The organism is Achromobacter sp. D7-1 (assembly GCF_059760445.1).
Map to the genome: position 1 here is coordinate 1 of NZ_JCBAMT010000118.1, position 18,059 is coordinate 18,059.

Annotated in this window: 16 protein-coding genes, 1 tRNA gene and 2 pseudogenes; 7 read left to right on the top strand and 12 right to left on the bottom strand. The window is 64.7% G+C overall.

All coding sequences use genetic code 11. The features are described from left to right. A pseudogene (locus AC6LKD_RS30375) lies at window positions 1-519 on the bottom strand (hypothetical protein); the annotation flags it as partial. Here AC6LKD_RS30375 and AC6LKD_RS30380 point away from each other — a divergent pair. The 5 genes and pseudogenes from AC6LKD_RS30380 to AC6LKD_RS30400 all read left to right on the top strand — a co-directional run bounded on the left by AC6LKD_RS30380 (window position 518) and on the right by AC6LKD_RS30400 (window position 3,853). Next, a complete protein-coding gene (locus tag AC6LKD_RS30380) occupies window positions 518-766 on the top strand; it encodes a hypothetical protein (protein ID WP_059380504.1) in 249 nt (82 codons plus the stop codon). The pseudogene AC6LKD_RS30375 and the gene AC6LKD_RS30380 sit on opposite strands and share 2 nt — an antisense overlap. Before the next feature lie 3 nt (window positions 767-769). Then, entirely contained in the window at window positions 770-1,579 is an 810-nt protein-coding gene (gene truA, locus AC6LKD_RS30385; protein ID WP_498118357.1) for a tRNA pseudouridine(38-40) synthase TruA, read from the top strand. 52 nt (window positions 1,580-1,631) lie between these two features. Then, window positions 1,632-2,843 carry a TRAP transporter substrate-binding protein gene (locus AC6LKD_RS30390; RefSeq protein ID WP_498118358.1) on the top strand — a complete coding sequence of 404 codons (1,212 nt, stop codon included), beginning with the start codon at window positions 1,632-1,634 and terminating at the stop codon, window positions 2,841-2,843. Between the two features lie 59 nt (window positions 2,844-2,902). Further along, window positions 2,903-3,574: pseudogene (locus tag AC6LKD_RS30395) on the top strand (phosphoribosylanthranilate isomerase); the annotation flags it as partial. Window positions 3,575-3,776: 202 nt separating this feature from the next. Continuing rightward, window positions 3,777-3,853: transfer RNA gene (locus tag AC6LKD_RS30400), tRNA-Val, on the top strand. Between the two features lie 210 nt (window positions 3,854-4,063). Here the strand turns inward: AC6LKD_RS30400 and AC6LKD_RS30405 are convergent. The 3 genes from AC6LKD_RS30405 to AC6LKD_RS30415 form a co-directional block, all read right to left on the bottom strand. Next, on the bottom strand, window positions 4,064-5,062 hold the full coding sequence (locus AC6LKD_RS30405; RefSeq protein WP_498118359.1) for a class I SAM-dependent methyltransferase: 999 nt from the start codon (window positions 5,060-5,062) through the stop codon (window positions 4,064-4,066). 211 nt (window positions 5,063-5,273) lie between these two features. Next, on the bottom strand, window positions 5,274-5,912 hold the full coding sequence (locus tag AC6LKD_RS30410) for a LysE family translocator (protein WP_498118360.1): 639 nt from the start codon (window positions 5,910-5,912) through the stop codon (window positions 5,274-5,276). 113 nt (window positions 5,913-6,025) lie between these two features. Further along, window positions 6,026-7,501, bottom strand: coding sequence for a methyl-accepting chemotaxis protein (locus tag AC6LKD_RS30415; RefSeq protein ID WP_498118361.1), 1,476 nt, complete (start codon window positions 7,499-7,501; stop codon window positions 6,026-6,028). A 208-nt stretch (window positions 7,502-7,709) separates the two neighbouring features. Between AC6LKD_RS30415 and AC6LKD_RS30420 the strand changes: the two genes are divergently transcribed. After that, window positions 7,710-8,105: a YbaN family protein gene (locus tag AC6LKD_RS30420; protein WP_013392894.1), complete on the top strand. Its 396-nt coding sequence runs from the start codon at window positions 7,710-7,712 to the stop codon at window positions 8,103-8,105. A 9-nt stretch (window positions 8,106-8,114) separates the two neighbouring features. Here AC6LKD_RS30420 and AC6LKD_RS30425 read toward each other — a convergent pair whose 3' ends face one another. From AC6LKD_RS30425 to AC6LKD_RS30440, 4 genes are read right to left on the bottom strand one after another with little or no spacing between them, the layout of a single operon-like run. After that, entirely contained in the window at window positions 8,115-9,896 is a 1,782-nt protein-coding gene (locus AC6LKD_RS30425; RefSeq protein ID WP_498118362.1) for an IlvD/Edd family dehydratase, read from the bottom strand. 56 nt (window positions 9,897-9,952) lie between these two features. Continuing rightward, a complete protein-coding gene (locus AC6LKD_RS30430; protein WP_498118363.1) occupies window positions 9,953-10,969 on the bottom strand; it encodes a TRAP transporter substrate-binding protein in 1,017 nt (338 codons plus the stop codon). Window positions 10,970-10,991: 22 nt separating this feature from the next. Next, window positions 10,992-12,272 (bottom strand): TRAP transporter large permease, encoded by a 1,281-nt coding sequence (locus AC6LKD_RS30435; RefSeq protein WP_013392897.1) that lies wholly within the window; start codon window positions 12,270-12,272, stop codon window positions 10,992-10,994. 42 nt (window positions 12,273-12,314) lie between these two features. Then, complete coding sequence (locus AC6LKD_RS30440) at window positions 12,315-12,857, bottom strand: TRAP transporter small permease (RefSeq protein ID WP_013392898.1); 543 nt, start codon at window positions 12,855-12,857, stop codon at window positions 12,315-12,317. 132 nt (window positions 12,858-12,989) lie between these two features. Here AC6LKD_RS30440 and gntR point away from each other — a divergent pair, with 132 nt between their 5' ends. Further along, complete coding sequence (gene gntR, locus AC6LKD_RS30445) at window positions 12,990-14,015, top strand: HTH-type transcriptional regulator GntR (RefSeq protein ID WP_498118364.1); 1,026 nt, start codon at window positions 12,990-12,992, stop codon at window positions 14,013-14,015. Between the two features lie 146 nt (window positions 14,016-14,161). On the opposite strand, the gene AC6LKD_RS30450 is transcribed toward gntR, so the two are convergent. Genes AC6LKD_RS30450 through AC6LKD_RS30465 form a run of 4 tightly spaced genes read right to left on the bottom strand, consistent with a single transcriptional unit; the run spans window position 14,162 to window position 17,976 of the window. Continuing rightward, window positions 14,162-14,452 carry a cupin domain-containing protein gene (locus tag AC6LKD_RS30450; RefSeq protein WP_498118365.1) on the bottom strand — a complete coding sequence of 97 codons (291 nt, stop codon included), beginning with the start codon at window positions 14,450-14,452 and terminating at the stop codon, window positions 14,162-14,164. A gap of 39 nt (window positions 14,453-14,491) precedes the next feature. Next, entirely contained in the window at window positions 14,492-16,123 is a 1,632-nt protein-coding gene (locus AC6LKD_RS30455) for an ABC transporter ATP-binding protein (RefSeq protein WP_498118366.1), read from the bottom strand. A 9-nt stretch (window positions 16,124-16,132) separates the two neighbouring features. Further along, window positions 16,133-16,972 carry an ABC transporter permease gene (locus AC6LKD_RS30460; RefSeq protein WP_498118367.1) on the bottom strand — a complete coding sequence of 280 codons (840 nt, stop codon included), beginning with the start codon at window positions 16,970-16,972 and terminating at the stop codon, window positions 16,133-16,135. Beyond that, window positions 16,969-17,976, bottom strand: coding sequence for an ABC transporter permease (locus AC6LKD_RS30465; RefSeq protein ID WP_013392903.1), 1,008 nt, complete (start codon window positions 17,974-17,976; stop codon window positions 16,969-16,971). The genes AC6LKD_RS30460 and AC6LKD_RS30465 overlap by 4 nt, the downstream gene beginning before the upstream one ends. Window positions 17,977-18,059 lie beyond the last annotated feature (83 nt).

Sequence of the window (18,059 nt, forward strand, 5' to 3'; positions counted from 1 at the left end):
CGCTTCGGGTGCGGCAGGCGCTTCGGGTGCGGCAGGCGCTTCGGGTGCGGCAGGCGCTTCGGGTGCGGCAGGGACTTCGGGTGCGGCAGGGACTTCGGGCGCGGCAGGGACTTCGGGGGCGGCAGGGACCTCGGGTGCGGCAGGGGCCTCGGGTGCGGCAGGTGCTTCGGGAGCGGCAGGGACTTCGGGCCCGGCAGGCGCTTCGGGCCCGGCAGGCGCTTCGGGTGCAGCAGGCGCTTCGGGTGCGGCAGGCACTCCGGGTGCGGCAGGCACTCCGGGCGCGGCAGGCACTCCGGGCGCGGCAGGCGCTTCGGGTGCAGCAGGCGCTTCGGGAGCGGCAGGGACTTCGGGCCCGGCAGGCGCTTCGGGCCCGGCAGGCGCTTCGGGTGCAGCAGGCGCTTCGGGTGCAGCAGGCACTCCGGGCGCCGCCGGCACGCCTTCCGCCGCAGGCGCGTCGAGCGCGCCCTCGTCGGAGCAGGCCGCCGGCAAGCCGGCAGATAAGGATCTCACTTCGGACATGCCCGCGTGGCTGGCCGATAATCTGCTCGTCATTGTCACTGCGGTGCTGGCGCTGATCGCATTCGCCATCGCGTGGCTCTTGCGCCGGGCCGGCGCGCGGCGCGGGGACGATGACGAGGAAACCTATGAATTCAACGAGCCAGCGCTGGATACGGCGGCGCTGAACCGCAAGCTCGGCAGCATCAATCTCGACCTGGACGAACCGCCCACGGACGAACCGCACCGTGTCGGCGGGCCACGGGTTTGATACATGTCTAGAGTTGCATTGGGGCTGGCGTATGACGGCTCCGCCTGGCAGGGTTGGCAGACACAGCCGCACCGGCAAACGGTGCAGGACACGCTGGAGGCCGCCCTCGGCAGTTTTTGCGGTGTGAAAGGGCCGGTGGCGACGATCTGCGCCGGCCGCACGGATACCGGGGTGCACGGCGCGATGCAGGTGGTCCATCTGGACACCGAACTCGACCGGCGGATGGAATCCTGGGTGCGGGGGGTGAACGCCTTCCTGCCGCCCAGCATTTCTGTGCAGTGGGCGCAGCCGGTGTCTGACGAATTCCACGCACGGTTTTCCGCACGTGCCCGCACTTACGTCTATTTGCTGTGGCGCGGCCGGGTTCGGCCCGCGTTGTGGGCGGGCCGGGCGGGCTGGTGTTTCCAGCCGCTGGACGTCGATGCGATGCGGATCGCGGCGAACGCCTTGCTGGGCGAGCACGACTTTTCCAGCTTCCGTTCTTCGCAGTGTCAGGCCAAGCATCCCGTGCGCCATCTGTACCGGCTGGACATCGATGAGCGCGGGCCGTTCCTGGTGTTCACGCTGAAGGCCAATGCTTTCCTGCATCATATGGTGCGCAACATCATGGGCGCGCTGTTGCAGATCGGCCAGGGGCGCGAGCCGGTGGACTGGATGGCGCAATTGCTGTCCTGGCGCGACCGCAAGCTGGGCGCGCCGACATTCGCGCCCGATGGGCTGTACCTGTCCGCCATCGATTATCCGGAAGAGTTCGGACTGGATGAACTCGACGGGGGATCGCAGTTGCTGTCGCCGTTTACTCAAACCTATTAGGGATGCCGCCGGCAACGGCGACGCCTGCCCAAGTCCGATGGAGGCCTTTGCCATGCAACGCCGCGCGTTTTTGAAGCAGACCGCCCTGGGCGGCGCCGCTCTGGTCGCTCCGGCGTTCGCGCAGGAAGTCCCGCTGGCCGAGGAAAACGCCAGCCCAAACCCGCCAGTAACGCCAGCGGAAGTGCAAGAGGCTCCGGTCACCGCGCCGCAAGTCCCGGCCGCCGCGCCCGAAGCGCCGGCGGTGGTGGCCGCCCCTCCCAAAGTTGCATGGCGGCTGGCCTCCAGCTTTCCCAATGAGTCGCCGACCCTGTTCGCCGGCGCCGAGGACGTGGCGCGCTATGTGAGCGAGGTGACGGACGGGCGCTTCAGCATCGAGATTTTTCCGGCAGGCGACCTGGTGCAACCCGGCCAAGTGCTGGAAGCCGTGCAGCACCGTGTCGTCGATTGCGGCCATACCGCGTCGACCCGTTACTTCGATATCGACCCGGCGCTGTGCTTTGACGCCGGTGTGCCGTTCGGCCTGAATACGCGGCAGATGAACGCCTGGATGACGCAGGGCGAAGGGCTGGCGCTTACGCGCGTGCTGTTCGACAAGTACAACATCCTGAACTTTCCCTGCGGCTATACCGGCGCGCAGATGGGGGGCTGGTTTCGCGGGGAAATCAAGACCGTGGACGATCTGCGCGGGTTGAAGGTGAAGGCAGGCGGCTTCGCGCGCCATGTGCTGGCGCGCATGGGCGCCACGCCCGTCGAGGTGCCGGTGGCCGAAACCTATGCTGCCCTGGAGCAGGGTGTCGTGGACGCCGTCGCCTGGATCGGTCCTTATGACGATGAAAACCTGGCGCTCTACAAGGTGGCCCGGAACTACTATTTCCCGGGCTGGTGGGCAGGCACGCTGCAATTGTCCCTGTATGTGAACCAGGACGCCTACGATGAATTGCCCAAGCAGTACCAGTCCGCCCTGGCGTTGGCATGCCGCATGGCCACGGGCAACATGATCGCGAAGTACGACGCCGGCAACCCGGACGCGCTGCGCCGCCTGGTGTCGCGCGGCGCGCAGTTGAAGGCGTTTCCCAAGCCGGTCCTGCAGGCGAGCTACGAGGCCTCGCTTGCCGCCTACCAGGAAATGGGCGCCAAGGACGCCATGTTCAAGAAGCTCTACGAAAGCATGACGGCGTTCCGCGACAAGGAGACCCCGTGGTTCCGCCTGGCCGAGGGCAGCTTCGACAATCTCGTGGCCTCCCTGGGCCAGCCCGCCGTGTAGGCCGGTCTGCACGCCGGATATACTGACTTGATCGGCCGCGCAGGGCGGCCAGGCAAGCGAAGAGTTTCATGCGTACACGCATCAAGATCTGTGGATTGACCCGTGAACAGGACATCGACGCCGCCGTCGCGGCAGGCGTCGATGCGATCGGCTTTGTGTTCTACGCCAAGAGCAAGCGTTGCCTGACGCCGACTCGCGCGGCCCAGTTGCGGCGCATGGTGCCGGCCTTTGTCGACGTGGTGGCCTTGTTCGTGAACCCGGAAGAGGCCGAGGTGCAGGCTGTGCTGGACCAGGTCAAACCGGAGCTGCTGCAATTCCATGGCGATGAAACACCGCAGGACTGCGCCCGCTATGGCCACCGTTTTCTACGCGCATTCCGCGCCGGCGCGCCCGGCCTGGATACCGCGGAAAACCTGGCCTCCACGTGCCGTGCCTACGGCGAGGCCGCGGGCTGGCTGTTCGACAGCTATAGCGCGGGCTACGGCGGCAGCGGCCACGGCTTCGACTACGCCTTGCTCGACGAGGTAAGGGCTGATCCGGTGTCCCGGCCTCTGATCCTGTCCGGCGGCTTGAATGCGGAAAACGTCGGCGAGGCGGTGCAATTGATCCGGCCTTGGGCAGTCGATGTGAGCAGCGGCGTGGAGCTTGAGCAAGGGATCAAAAGTTCTGATAGAATCTCGTTCTTCGTTGCTGCAGCGCAAGCCGCAGACGCGAAGCTGAAGGGAAATTAGTAGTGCAGTGCAGGCGGTTTGAAGCAGTGCGGCAAAGCTGAAAAGCTGCGCCACGGAGCTCTTCAAAATGCGTTGCGTGAGAAGTCTGAAGGCATATGCAAAAGCAAACGCCGCAAACTTCGAAACGCAATAAATAGTGCAAAAAAACTTCCGAGACGATTTGCATAGTTTAAAAAAGCACTATATAATTCTTCTTCTTTGCAGGCGGTTAGCTCAGCTGGTTAGAGCGCCACGTTGACATCGTGGAGGTCGTTGGTTCGATTCCAATACCGCCTACCAAATTCCTGCAAAGTGGTGCCAAGCACCGCCTTAAAAGCCGCGTAAGTCTTTGACTTCGCGGCTTTTTGCTTTTCCGGCTGCAAAGTGCTGCCAGGTAGCGCCAAGAGTTAAGGGTAGAAATGAGGGTAGGGCTTCCTCGCCTTCATTTTTCCGAAGCGATTGAAACGCCTCTCGCGAATCGGCCCGACACCAAAGTCCGCCCCAGGTACTTCAGCGTTTCTGGAATACTACCGATCCTGCAAAAAGAAGGTCTTCCTTCATCTTGTCCGAAAAGTAATCATTCTCGTACTGGTCCACAACGGCCCATGCCCAGCCTGGCAGGTTCTTGGGATCGTCTGGGTCTAACCCGCGCCAATGCTTGACAATGTAGAGCAGCGTGTGGCGGAGCGGCTGCGTGACGATTTTCGTGTTGGTGCTATTGGTAATGGTCAGTGTTGCGTTCACGCTGTCAGCTACATCCTGTAGGTAGGGGCGCGAGAACATCCATTTATCGTCAAGGTTTTCCCATCCTGGGAGTTTGTCTCGTTTTATCTGTAGCAACCACATTGCCGACATCTCAGCGAGCCATGTGAGTGCGGGCGAAGAAAACTCGCGGACAGCGGCCTCGCGGCAGATGTCACGGATGACTAGCCGCAAGACGGCATAACCCGCTTCGAAGGGTTCGTAGAATATTGCATAACCACCAGGTTTCAGAACGCGTACCGCAGCCTCAATGAGCCGTTCGGGCTTCACGAGATGATGTAGGATTGCCGCCCCGACCACGAGGTCTGCGATGCCGGGATTGACATATGGTTTATGCGCATCCGCAGCCACCGCAATACACCGGTCATCACACGCTCTCGCCCTCGTCAGACGGTGCAATATGGCCAGCAAGTTGGGGCTAATGTCCATCGCCACAACGTTTGCCGTCGGGAACAGGTCAAGCAGTGGCAGTGTTGCATTTCCAAAACCGCAGCCATACTCGACGATGGTGCGCGGGGATGAAATTTCCAAGGTATCGGTGGCGATCTTGAGCTTGGATTTCCAATAGTCGAAATCCTGATGGCGCTGGTAATAGTCCTCGGCATTCTCGAGAAACTCTGCGGTCACCCCAAGTCTCTCAGAGCCAACTTCCGGCTCGGGAGACAGCACGCCAGAAAATCGCGGATCTTCGTGGATGCCGAGGTCAACAAGAGGGGAAGTAAATATACCGCTAGGGTGTCCGTTCATGTTCTTTTGCGAAGGAAATGAGCGCTAAGTTTTACAGTAGATGATCATCTGACTGGACGTCCGCATGAACGAGTTTTTTTGGTCCATACGGAACGCCATTGAACATTCAAGACGTCGATGTCTTGGTGGCAAAGTTGGACGCCGCAGTATCGATCTGATATCTCCAGGAGAGCATGGCTGGCGCCGGCCCAATTATTGAAGTCTCTGCGCGTTAAAGCCCGCTTTTGGGCGCGGTAATGATAAGGCGCAATCCTAGCGCAGAGATAACGCCCGCAGCAGCCCTGTCTATCCATTTCTTGGCGCGCAGATAAACCTCTCGCAGACCCTCGGTCGAAAAGCAGAGCGCCACGATTGCATACCAGCCGAATTCAACCAGAAATATCAGAGGCGGCAGCGCGAAGTAAATCCATGCGGGTGGATGCTGGGGCAGCAGCGCGGCGAAAATACTTCCGTACCAGATCGCGGTTTTGGGATTGCTCATCTGCGTCGTGAGGCCGATCCAGAAGGAACGTCGTCCATCACGGGAGGCCGCGGCATTGCTGCCGGCCAGGGCAAATGGTTGTTTGGCGCTGCGCCAGATGCCGCAGGCCAAGTACAGCAGATAGGCCCCGCCGGCGATTTTCAGCGCGATGTACAGCCATTCCACGCTTTGCAGCACCGAATACAAACCCGCCAGCGCCAGGCCGGCGAAAAGCATGCCGCCCACACCCATGCCGAAGGCCGAGGCCAGGCCGTCCCAGCGGGACTGGCCGATGGCCTTGCGCGCCACGATGATGAAACTTGGCCCCGGCAACATGGCGCCGAGCCACAGCGCACCAAGAATTGCGAGCAGGGAGGCAAACGGAGTCATGGTGATGGCTGGGGGCAAGGGCCGCAGAAGGCTCTGATTCTTCCATGAAAACCGGGGTCTGCAAAGGCCGGTGAAACACCTGCCGGGAGCCGGCGAATCGCGCAATCCTTGCGTCAACAGCTCGTCAGTGTCAACCGTGCAGTGTGTCCTTGCGGCGCCGGCGGCTGCCGCTCATCTTGCAGGCGGAATACCCCCACGGCTTGCAATAGCAGGGCCGCTTGCGTTTGCAAGGCCGTCGACGCGCCCGCGGCTTGCGCTACCCGGGCCGCATTCTGGCGGGTCAATTCGTCCATCTGGGTCACCGCCTGGTTGACCTCGTCGATGTCCGTGGCCTGTGCCCGCCCCGCATCGCCGATCTGGCTGACGAGGCCGGCCACGCGTTCGATGCTGGCCACCACGTCGCGGATCACGTTGGCGGCATGGTCGGCCTGGCGGAAGCCGTCGTCGGTTTTTTCCAGCGAACCGTCGATCAGGCCGCGGATTTCGCGCGCGGCGCTGGCGCTGCGTTGCGCCAGCGCGCGGACCTCGGTGGCCACGACCGCGAAGCCGCGTCCGCTTTCGCCGGCCCGGGCCGCTTCCACCGCGGCGTTCAATGCAAGGATGTTGGTCTGGAAGGCGATGCTGTCGATCAAGCCGGTGATCTCGGAGATCTTTCTGGACTCCTGCTGGATTTCTCCCATTACGGCGGCGACGCCTGCCACCGCCGTGCTGCCTGTATCCACGATGCGCTGCGTTTCGTCAGCCAGTTCCTGGGCGCGCAGCGCGTTGGTGGCGTTGTCGTGGACGTTTGCGGCCAGGTCGCGCATCGATGTGACTGTCCGCTCCAGCGAATCGGCCTGAGTCCGGGTGCGCTCCTCCAGTTGCTGGTTGTCCTGCATGATGTCGCGCGTTGCGGCCGACAGGGCGGTGGCCGTGGTCCGGACGCCGCTCATGGTCCGGTGCACGGCGTCCATGGTGGCCTTGAAGCTGCGGCCCAGGCTGCTGTCCAGGTCCAGGCCGGCAAAGCGCAGGTCGAACACGCCGGCCTCGCGGCCGATGTGGGCGCTGAGCTGGGCCAGTTCCTCGGCTGCCACTGCGGCCCGTTCCATTTTCCAGGCCAGCCAGCCCAGGGCGGCAGCCTGCACCACGACATAGGCCGCATGCAGCAGCACCATGGGCAAGCTGGGCTCCGTGAAGCAAATCGTGCCGTAGCCCCATTGCTGCAGGAAATTGAAGGAGAGGTGATGCAGCGCGATGACTACGGCCGCGCACAGGATGGTGCGCCAGTCTCGATAAGCCAGCAGCAGTGAGAGCAGAACGAAGATGCCGAAATGGATTTCGGCCATGCCGGACATCAGATGGATATGGAGCGCGGCCAGCACCATCAGGCCACAGGCCACGGTCAGGCGGGTGCTCAGCCGGCCAGGCCGCCAGAGGATCAGCAGCGAGGGTATGCCTGCGCCGGCCAGGCCGACGCCGATGGCGGCGCCCCATCGTCCGTATTGAGGAGCCATGCACAGCCCGACCGCAAACAGCAGCCAGAGCAGAGGTAGCATCGCCCGGTCGGTCCGGCGGTACGAGTCTTCCAGCAAATCGCTTGCGTTGCGCATGGCATTTCCTTGCGACGGAAGCGCGGAACCCCGCGCACGCTCGATTTTTATTCAATAATTCCAATTTGTGAATATATATTCCAAATTATTCTTTCCTGTTGCTGCGACGCTACCAGGCGGTCCGTCCGGTGGCTGTGGACCCGGAAACTGGTGCTTGGCGCGCTGCGTTTGAAGCGAGCGGAAAACCTGGGATATCCTGCTGCCCATCATGATGAGAGTACTGTGGCTCTGCCTGGGTTGCCTGATGCTGGCGTTGGGTGTGATTGGCGCGTTTCTGCCCGTCATGCCGACGACCATATTCCTGATCCTGGCGGTGGCCTGCTTTTCGCGCTCTTCGCCGCGGCTGGAAAAATGGCTGCTGGATAGTCCGACCTACGGTCCCGCGCTGCGTGCCTGGCGGGACCAGGGGGCCGTGTCGCGCAAGGGCAAGACCTATGCCTGCCTGGGCATGGCCGTCGGCTACGTGCTGTTCTGGTGGGGCGCGCACCCGTCGTGGCTGCTGGCCGCGGCCGTTGCCGTGTTTTTCGTGGCCAGCGCCGCCTATGTCGTCACGCGCCCGGCGCCGCAGGAGCCGGGCGCTGGCGATGGCCAAGCCTCCCGATAGCTGTCGCCGTCAATGCGAATGCCGGGGATCACCGCGTGTTTCCACGACCTTCAGGTACAAGGTGGCGGGTTCCAGGCAGCCGCCGGTTGAAAGCTGGCCGACCAGCTGCCGGTACAGCTCCTGCCAGGGCGTCTGTGATTCGGGCGCCTGGTAAGGAGGCTCCAGCTTGCGGCGTTCCATTTCGGTTTGGTCCACCAGGGCGATGACCGAGCGCTGGTTCAGGTCGACGCGGATGCGGTCGCCCGTGCGTAGCAGCGCCAAGCCGCCGCCCACCGCCGCCTCCGGCGACATGTTCAGGATGGACGGGCTGGCCGAGGTGCCGCTCTGGCGGCCGTCGCCCAGGCAGGGCAGCGAGTCTATGCCGCGCTTGAGCAGGTGCGAGGGCGGCGCCATGTTGACCACCTCCGCGCTGCCCGGGTAGCCCACGGTGCCGGCGCCGCGGATCACCAGGATGCAATGCTCGTCGATGTTCAGGGTGGGGTCTTCGATGCGGGCATGGTAGTCCTCCGGACCTTCGAACACGATGGCGCGCGCCTCGAAGGCATTCTCCGATCCGGGCTCCGACAGATAGGCGCGGCGGAAGGCCTCGCCCACCACCGACATCTTGATGATCGCGCTGTCGAAGAAATTGCCCGACAGGACGATGAATCCCGCGCGGTGCTTGAGCGGCGCGTCGCAACTGCGGATGACGTCGGCGTTGTTGGTCTTGGCCGCGGCCGCGATCTCGCCGATGGTCTTGCCGGATACGGTGGCGCAGTCCATGTGCAGGCGGCCGGCTGCCGCCAGTTCATGCAGCACGGCAGGGACGCCGCCCGCGCGGTGGAAGCCTTCGCCCAGGTGTTCGCCCGCCGGCACGCAGTTGACCAGCAGCGGCACGTCTTCGCCCAAGCGCTGCCAGTCGTCCAGGCTCAGGTCGATGCCGGCATGGCGCGCCATGGCGATGAGGTGGGGCGGACAGTTGCTGGAGGCGCCTAGCGCCGAGGCCACCACGATGGCGTTTTCGAAGGCCTCACGGGTCAGGATGTGCGACGGCCGCAAGTCCTCGCGCACCATGTCGCAGATGCGCAGGCCGGTGGCATAGGCCATCTGGCCGCGTTCGCGGTAGGGCGCGGGGATGCTGGCGCAGGTGGGCAACGACATGCCCAGCGCCTCGGCCAGCGAGTTCATCGACAGCGCCGTGCCCATGGTGTTGCAGTGGCCGATGGATGGCGACGATGCCGTGGCCAGCGTCATGAAGCCTTCGTAGTCCAGCTTGCCCGCGGCCATCAGGTTGCGCGCATGCCAGATGACCGTGCCCGAGCCGACGCGTTGGCCGTCGTGCCAGCCGTCCAGCATCGGCCCGCCGGACAAGACGATGGCGGGGATATCGACGGTGGCCGCGGCCATGAGGCAGGCGGGCGTGGTCTTGTCGCAACCGGTGGTGAGCACCACGCCGTCCAGCGGATAGCCATGCAGGATCTCGACCAGGCCCAGGTAGGCCAGGTTGCGGTCCAGCGCGGCGGTGGGCCGCCGGCCTTGTTCGGCCAGCGGGTGCACGGGAAACTCCATGGGGATGCCGCCCGCATCGCGGATGCCGGCCTTGATGCGCTCGGCCAGCGCCAGGTGATGGCGGTTGCAGGGCGCCAGGTCGCTGCCAGTCTGGGCGATGCCGATGATCGGCCTACCCGATTGCAGTTCCTGGCGCGTCAGGCCGTAGTTGAGATAGCGCTCGACATAGATGGCCGTCATGTCGGCGTGCGCCGGGTCGTCGAACCATTTCTGGCTGCGCAGCTTGCGGGGAGTCTGTGACATGGGATTCTCGTTTACAGCGGTTGCATGGCGGCCCGGCGTGGTCCGGGCCGCGAAGGCTAGTTGCGCGCCTTCTGGATTTCGTCGTTGAGTTGCTTGACCAGGTCGGGGCCGAGCTCCTGCGTGTACTTGTCGACCACCGGCTGCACCTTCTGGCGCATGCGTGCGACCTCTTCGGGCGAGACCGTGTTGATCTTCATGCCGGCCTTCTCCAGCGTGGTCATGGCCTTCTGGGAATCGGCCCGGCTGTCCTGGCGCTCAAAGTCGCGCGAGGACGCGGCTGCCTGGCGGATGAGTTTTTGTTCTTCGGGCGACAGGGTGTCCCACCATTTCTTGGACGCCAGCACGACCCAAGGCGTGTAGACGTGCCGGGTAATGGTCAGGTAGGGCTGCACCTCGTAGAACTTGCTGCTCTGGATGGTGGTGATGGGGTTCTCCTGGCCGTCCACGGTGCGCGTCTCCAGCGCGGTGAACAGCTCCGAGAACGGCATGGGCACGGCATTCGCGCCCAGCGTGTTGAAGACGCCTAGCGCGATCTGGTTCTGCATGACGCGCAGCTTGATGCCCTGCAGGTCTTCCGCGCGCGCGATGGGGCGCTTGGAGTTGGTCATGTTGCGAAAGCCGTTTTCCCAGTAGACCAGGCCGATGATGCCCTTGGCCTCCAGCTTCTTCAGCATGTCCTGGCCTACGGGTCCGTCCAGCACGGCGTCCGCTTCCTTTTCGCTATTGAAGAGGAAGGGCAGGTCGAATACGCCGAACTCCTTGACCATGCCGGCCAGCGGCGCGGTGGAGCCCACCATCATTTCCTGCACGCCGCCCACCAGCGCGCTTTGCATCTGTTCGTCCGAGCCCAGGTTGGCCGAGCCGAAGGTCTTCATCTTGAGTTTGCCGCCGCTGATCTTTTCCAGCTCCTGCGCCAGATGGCGCGCGGCGCGGCCCTGGACGCTTTCCTCGTTCAGGCCGTAGCCAAAACGGATCAGGCGCGGTTTGACGTCGGCGGCGGACGCGACGCCGGCGACGGCGCAGGACAGCGCCGTCGCCAGGACAAGAATGCGGGTCTTGAAACGGTTCATCATGGTGCTCCTCCTTGGGGTTTTTCTAATGCATCCAGCGTGCAGGTACGGTGATCAACTCGGGGAAGATCACCAGCAGGACCAGCAGCAGCGTGTAGGCGGCGACATAGCGCCACACGCCCCTGATGATGGTTTCCATATTGATGCGGGCGACGCCGCAGACCACGTTGAGCACGGTGCCCACCGGCGGCGTCAGCAGGCCCACGCAGCCCACCATGACGAACATCACGCCGAAGTAGACCGGGTCGATGCCGGCCTTGGTGACCACCGGCATCAGCACCGGCGCCAGGATCAGGATGGTCGGCGTCAGGTCCATCACAGTGCCCACCAGCGTCAGCAGGATCAGCAGGGCGAACATCAGCAGCCTGGGCTGGTCCAGCACGGGCTCAAGCAGCGCGATCAGGTCCTGCGGCATGTCGGCCAGGGTGATCATGTAGGACGAGACCATGGCGGCGGCCACCAGGAACATGACGATGGCGGTGGTGCTGGCGGCGTTGATGAAGAGCGGCCCCAGGTCGCGCACGCTGATTTCGCGGTAGACGAACAGGCTGACCAGCAGCGCGTAGACCGCGGCGACGACGGCCGCCTCGGTGGGCGTGAAGATGCCGCCGCGCAAGCCGCCGATGATGATGACCGGCAGCATCAGGGCCCACAGCGATTCGCGCAGCGCCTTCCAGCGCTTGCTCCAGGGCACGCGCGGCGAGGGCTTGATGCTGCCGTGCTTGCGCGCCACCCAGGTCCACACCGCGACCAGCGTCAGGCCCATCATCAGGCCCGGCGCGATGCCGGCGAAGAACAGCTTGGTGATCGACACATTGGTGGCGACGCCGAAAATGATGAATGAGATCGAGGGCGGGATGATGGGCGCGATGATGCCGCCGGCCGCGATCAGCCCGGAGGCCTGGCCCGCGTCGTAGCCTTTTTCGCGCAGCATGGGGATGAGCAGCGAGCCCAGCGCCGCCGCGTCGGCCACGGCGGAGCCGGATAGCGCCGCCAGCAGCACGCTGGCGAAGATGGCCACATAACCCAGGCCGCCCTGGATGTGGCCCACGAAGGTGCTGGCCAGATTCACGATGCGGCGCGAAATGCCGCCGGCGTTCATCAGTTCGCCGGCCAGCATGAACAGCGGCACCGCCATGAGCGTGAAGCTGTTGGCGCCCGACAGCATGTTCTGCGCCAGGATCTGGGTATCGAAAAAGTCCAGCTGAAACATCATGGCGATCGCACTGAGCAGCAGCGCGAAAGCGATAGGCATGCCCAGGGCGATCAGCCCCAGCAGCACGAGCAGAAAGACGGTCAGGATCATTGCGGGCGTCCGGGCGGGGGAAGGAAGTTGGGGGCGGAGCCGTCAGACCAGCGGGTCTTCGGGGCTGGATTCCGCCGGCAAGGGCCCGCCCGCAAGGACGCGCACCAGATCGATCAGGGTCAGGATGCCCATGGCGGCGGCCGCATACAGCGCCGCGGCATTGAACACCGCCAGCGACATGCCGGTGACGGGCAGCACGGTGTCCAGGCCGATGATGGTCTGCGTCCAGCTGCCTTCTGCCATCAGCCACAGCACCCACAGAATCAGCAACTGGCAGAACACGTGCGAGACGCGGCGGGCGGCCGGGCCGAAACGTTCGACCAGCATGGAGACGCCGATGTGCTGGTGCGAGCGCAGCGCAATCACCGAACCCAGGAAGATCATCCAGACGAAAGCCAGCCGGGAGATCTCGTCGGACACATTGATGCCGGAGTTGAACAGGTAGCGCAGCGCGACGTTGCCGAACAGCAGCACCACCATGACGGCCAGACAGGCCACCATCAGCCAGGTCTGCAGCGCAAAGCACCAATCGGCGGCGCGGGCCAGCGGCGTACCGCCGGGCCGCCCCGGTGGGGAAGCTTGCATGCTTGTCTCCTATCCGTTTCCCGGAATTTTTTAGGGTTATGCTGTGAGGAATGTTAGCGCTAACATTTTGCGTTTGGCAAGCCCCAGTTTTTTGCGTCAGACTACGCGCTCACCAACCCATGCCGAGGACCGATGTCCATCCGTAAACCCCGCAGTTCGCGCGCCGGCCGCGTCACCATGCAGGAGGTCGCGCGCCGCGTGGGCGTCAGCGCGATCACGGTATCGCGCGCACTGCGCACGCCGGACAAGGTGGCGGAGGAATTGCGCCAGCGCATCGCGCGGGTGTGCCAGGAACTGGGTTATGTGCCCAACCATGCTGCCAGCGCCTTGGCGTCGGCGCGCTCGCAGACCATCGTGGCGCTGATTCCGTCGCTGAGCAACGTGGTGTTCGTGGACATCATCGCGGGGATCAAGGAAGAGCTGGACCGTCACGGCTATCACATGCTGATCGGCGTGACCGGCTATTCGCCGGACGAGGAAGAAGCCCTGCTGCGAAAGTACCTGCAGCACGCCCCCGACGGCCTGATCCTGACGGGCGTCGATCACAATCCGGGCGTATGGGATTTGCTGGACACGCAGCGCATTCCGACCGTGCACACGATCGAGACGCTGGACGGCGGCGAACACATGAGCGTGGGGTTTTCGCAATTCGATTCCGGCTATGCCGCTGGCCGCCATCTGGTGGAGCGGGGCTACCGCCGCATCGGCATCGTGGGCGCGCAGCTGGATCCGCGTTCGCTGCGCCGCTGCGAGGGCTGCCGCCAGGCCTTGCGGGATGCGGGCCTGTACGATCCGGCCCTCGAAATCATGACGCCGGAGAAATCATCCATCGGCCTGGGGGCGTCCCTGCTGGAGCAGTTGCGCGCGCGCCATCCCGATTGCGACGCGCTTTTCTTCTGCAATGACGATTTGGCCCAGGGCGCGGTGTTCCAGTGTGGACGCCTGGGCGTGCCGGTACCCGAGCGCATGGCCATCATCGGCTTCCACGACGTGGCCGGCACGGCCTGGACCACGCCGCCGCTGTCGACGATCGCCACGCCGCGCTACCAGATCGGCGTATCGGCAGCGGGTTTGCTGATGCGGCACTTGGCGGGCGAGCCCGTCGCAGAACGCCATGTGGACCTGGGCTTCAGGCTGGTGCAGCGCGAAACCAGCTGAAGACGAGGTTCAGGCCCGGCGCTGCGCCAGGAACACGCCTGAGGCGATGATCAGCGCCATGCCCGCCAAGGTCAGCATGAATTGCCGTGGCGCATGTAGCAGATGCTCTTCCGATGAAATCGCCTTGGTGGCTGCCGTCGCTGGCGCTATGCGTGCTTGAGTTCGATTTCGACGAACACGAATTCGGTGTCGCTGGGATTGATGACGTTGTGCTCCACGCCCACGGGCCGATAGTAGGCCACGCCGATGGTGAGCTGGCTGGTGATTTCGCCGTCGGGCGTATCGAGCAGCAGCGGGCCGGTGGTCTGCGGCACCACCACGTAATTCATGCCGTGGCGGTGCCATCCCGTTTCGGCGCCGGGCGGAAAGCGCCATTCGGTGACGGTGACCATGTCATTGTCGATCTGCACGGTCGGTATGGCGGCGGGGCGTTGCATGGGGTGTTCTCCTTGGGGGTATGAATACTCTTGTGCGCTTCAGGCCGCTTGCGCCTTGGTCGGGTCCCAATGCTGGCCGGGGACCGCGGCGATCAGCTGCCGCGTGTAGGCGTGCTGCGGGTTGTCGAAGATCTGCGCGGGCGAACCGTACTCGACCACCTTGCCGCGATGCATGACCAGAACGGAATTGCAGATCTGGGCCGCTACGCGCAAATCGTGGGTGATAAAGACCAGCGCAATCTTCAGACGTTGCTGCAAGTCATGCAATAGCTGCAGCACCTGAGCCTGGACGGACACGTCCAGCGCCGATACCGATTCGTCGGCCACCAGCACCTTGGGCTCCAGCGCCAGCGCGCGCGCGATGCCGATGCGTTGGCGTTGGCCGCCCGAAAACTGGTTGGGGTAGCGGTCGAAGGCGGACGGGTCCAGCCCGACCAGCGACAGCAGTTCCCGCACCCGAGCCTCGGCCTGGGCCCGCGGCACGCCGTTGGCGACAGGGCCGTCGCTGATGATGCGGCCCACGGTATGGCGTGGGTTGAGCGAGGCGAACGGATCCTGGAAGATCATCTGGATGTCGTGGCGCAGCGGCCGGAAGCGCGATTCCGGCATGGCGGCGATGTCCTGGCCGTTGAAGATCAGCTGGCCGCCATTGATGCCCACCAGCTTGAGCAGGCACTTGCCGATGGTGGACTTGCCAGAACCCGACTCGCCCACGATGCCCAGGGTTTCGCCGCGTCGCACGCTGAAGCTGACGCCGTCCACGGCATGAACCTCGCGCTTGCCGCCCAGCCAGCCGCGCCCCACCACGTAGGTCTTCTTCAAGTCCCGCACGTCCAGCACCGGCGGGTCGTCCGCGGCGGCGGTGCGCTCCTCGCCGCGGCGGTGGGGCACCGCCGCGATCAGGCGCTGCGTGTAGGGATGGCGGGGGCGGTTCAGCACCTCTTCGGCCGGCCCCCGTTCCACCAGGATGCCTTTTTCCATGACGGCGACCCGGTGCGCGATCTCGGCCACCACGCCGAAGTCATGCGTGACGAACATGACGCCCATGCCTTTCTCTTTCTGGATGCGGGCGATCAGCGCCAGGATCTGCGCCTGGGTGGTGACGTCCAGCGCGGTGGTGGGCTCATCGGCGATCAGGAGCGCGGGTTCCAGCGCCAGCGCCATGGCGATCATCACGCGCTGGCGCTGGCCGCCGGACAGGCGGAAAGGATAGACGTGGTAGAGCGTGGCGGGGTCGGGCAGGCCCACGAAAGCCAGCAGTTCCAGCGTGCGGGCCAGGCGCTGGGCGCCGGGATAGGCGTTGTGCACGCGCATGACTTCGCTGATCTGTTCGCCCACCGTCATCAGCGGATTCAGCGCCGACAGGGGCTCCTGGAAGATCATCGCCATGTCCTTGCCGCGCATGGCTTGCAGGGTGGCTTCGTCCTGCCGCAGCAGGTCCTGGCCGCGGAACAGGATGCGGCCCTGCTGCGGCGTCAGGTAATCGGGCAGGAGCCCCATGATGGCGTTGGCGCTCATGGACTTGCCCGAACCCGATTCGCCGACGATGCACAGGATTTCGCCGGCGCGGATGTCGTAGGACACGTCCTGCACGGCATAGGGGCGGTCGCCGCCCTTGGGCAGGGCGATACTCAGGTTCTGGATGGACAGCAGGGGCGTGGATGCGTTCATGGCGTCCTCCTATTCGCCGCGCTTGCGCAGCTGCGGGTTGAGGGCGTCGTTCAAGCCTTCGCCGATCAGGTTGATGGCCAGCACGGTCAGCAGGATCGCCACGCCGGGCCAGACGCTCATCCACCAGGCCTCGCGGATCATGGTGCGCGCGGCGCCGATCATGAAGCCCCAGCTCATCAGGTTGCGGTCGCCCAATCCAAGGAACGACAGCGAGGATTCCGTCAGGATGGCGGTGGCGACCATGAAGGACGCCGACACGATGATGGGCGACATGGCATTGGGCAGGATCTGGGTGCCGACGATGCGGGCTGGCGTCTGTCCGATGACGATGGCGGCCTGCACGAACTCGCGCTGCTTGAGTGTCATGAACTCCGAACGCACCAGGCGCGCGGCCGGCGGCCACGACACCACGGCGATCGCGCCCATGATGGAATAGACCGAGGGGCTCAGGATCGCCACCAGCACCACGGCCATGGCCAATTGCGGAATGGTCTGGAAGAACTCGGTGAAGCGCATCAGCGCGTCGTCCATCCGGCCGCCGCAATAGCCCGCCACCGAGCCGACCACGATGCCGAAGACCAGCGCCACGGCGGTGGACAGGAGGCCGACCATCAGCGAAACCCGGGCGCCCCAGACCAGTCCGGCCGTGATGTCGCGGCCCAGCATGTCCGTGCCGAAGGGGTAGTCGGCGTTGGTGAACGGCGGAATCAGCGGGTCGGCCACCATCATCCAGGGCGATTCTTCGTACAGCAGCGGCGCGGCCAGGGCCACCAGGACCACGATCAGCATGATGGCTAGTCCGGCCACCGCTCCGTAATTGCGCATGTAGCGCCGGGCAAAGGACTTCATGCGGCGGCTCCTTGCTGCGCGCCCGCGCCGATGCGCGGATCGATGAGTCGGTACAGCACGTCGGTCAGCAGGTTGAACACCACCACCATGATGGAGGTGACCAGGAAGATGCCCAGCAGCAGCTGGTAGTCGCGCTGCAGCAGCGCGTCGAACATCAGCCGGCCGATGCCGGGCCAGGCGAACACGGTTTCGGTCAGCACCGCGCCGCCGGCCATCTGCCCCAGCTGGATGCCGGCGAAGGTGATGACCGGCAGCAGCGCATTGCGCAGCACGTGGGCGCGGATCACGCGGCCGGGGCTCACCCCCTTGGCGCGCGCCGTCTTGACGAAATCCATGCCTATCACTTCCAGCATGGAGGCGCGCGTCAGCCGCACGTAGACCGCCATGAAGAAGCAGCCCAGCGTTACGGTGGGCAGGATCAGGTGCTGGGCGATGTCGCCCGCGCGCGCCCAACCGCTCAGGTTCGCGCCCACGGTCTCCATGCCGAAGGCCGGCAGCCAGCCCAACACCACCGAGAACAGCAGGATGCCCATCAGCGACAGCCAGAACAGCGGCGTGGCATACAGCACCAGGGCGCCCGTCATGACGGAACTATCGATCCAGCGGCGCTTGTTGCGGTAGCGGGCCTTGGCCGCCACCACGCCCAGGAAGACGCCCAGCACGATGGAGAACACGAATGCGCAGGACATCAGCAGAAAGGTGGCGGGCAGGCGTTCCAGGATCAGGTCCAGCACCGGAACGTGGTTGCGGTATGAGAACCCCAGGTCCAGCTGCACCACGCCCTTCAGGTACAGCATCAGCTGGGTCAGGATGGGCTTGTCCAGGCCGAAGGCCACGCGCAGTTGTTCGACGTAGGCGGCATCGCCCGCGCCGGCCTGGCCCGCCAGCACGGCGGCGGGGTCGCCAGGGGCCAGGCGGATGAGGAAGAAATTGATGATCACCACGCCCAGCACGACCACCAGGGCCTTGCCGATGCGGGAAACGAGGAAAGACAGGAATTTCATGCTCGGGGTCCTCTCTGGTCGGGCGCGGCCTGCCTTGGGCAGCCGTTGTCCGGCCGGCATCCGCCGCCGCGGCAGGCCTGCCG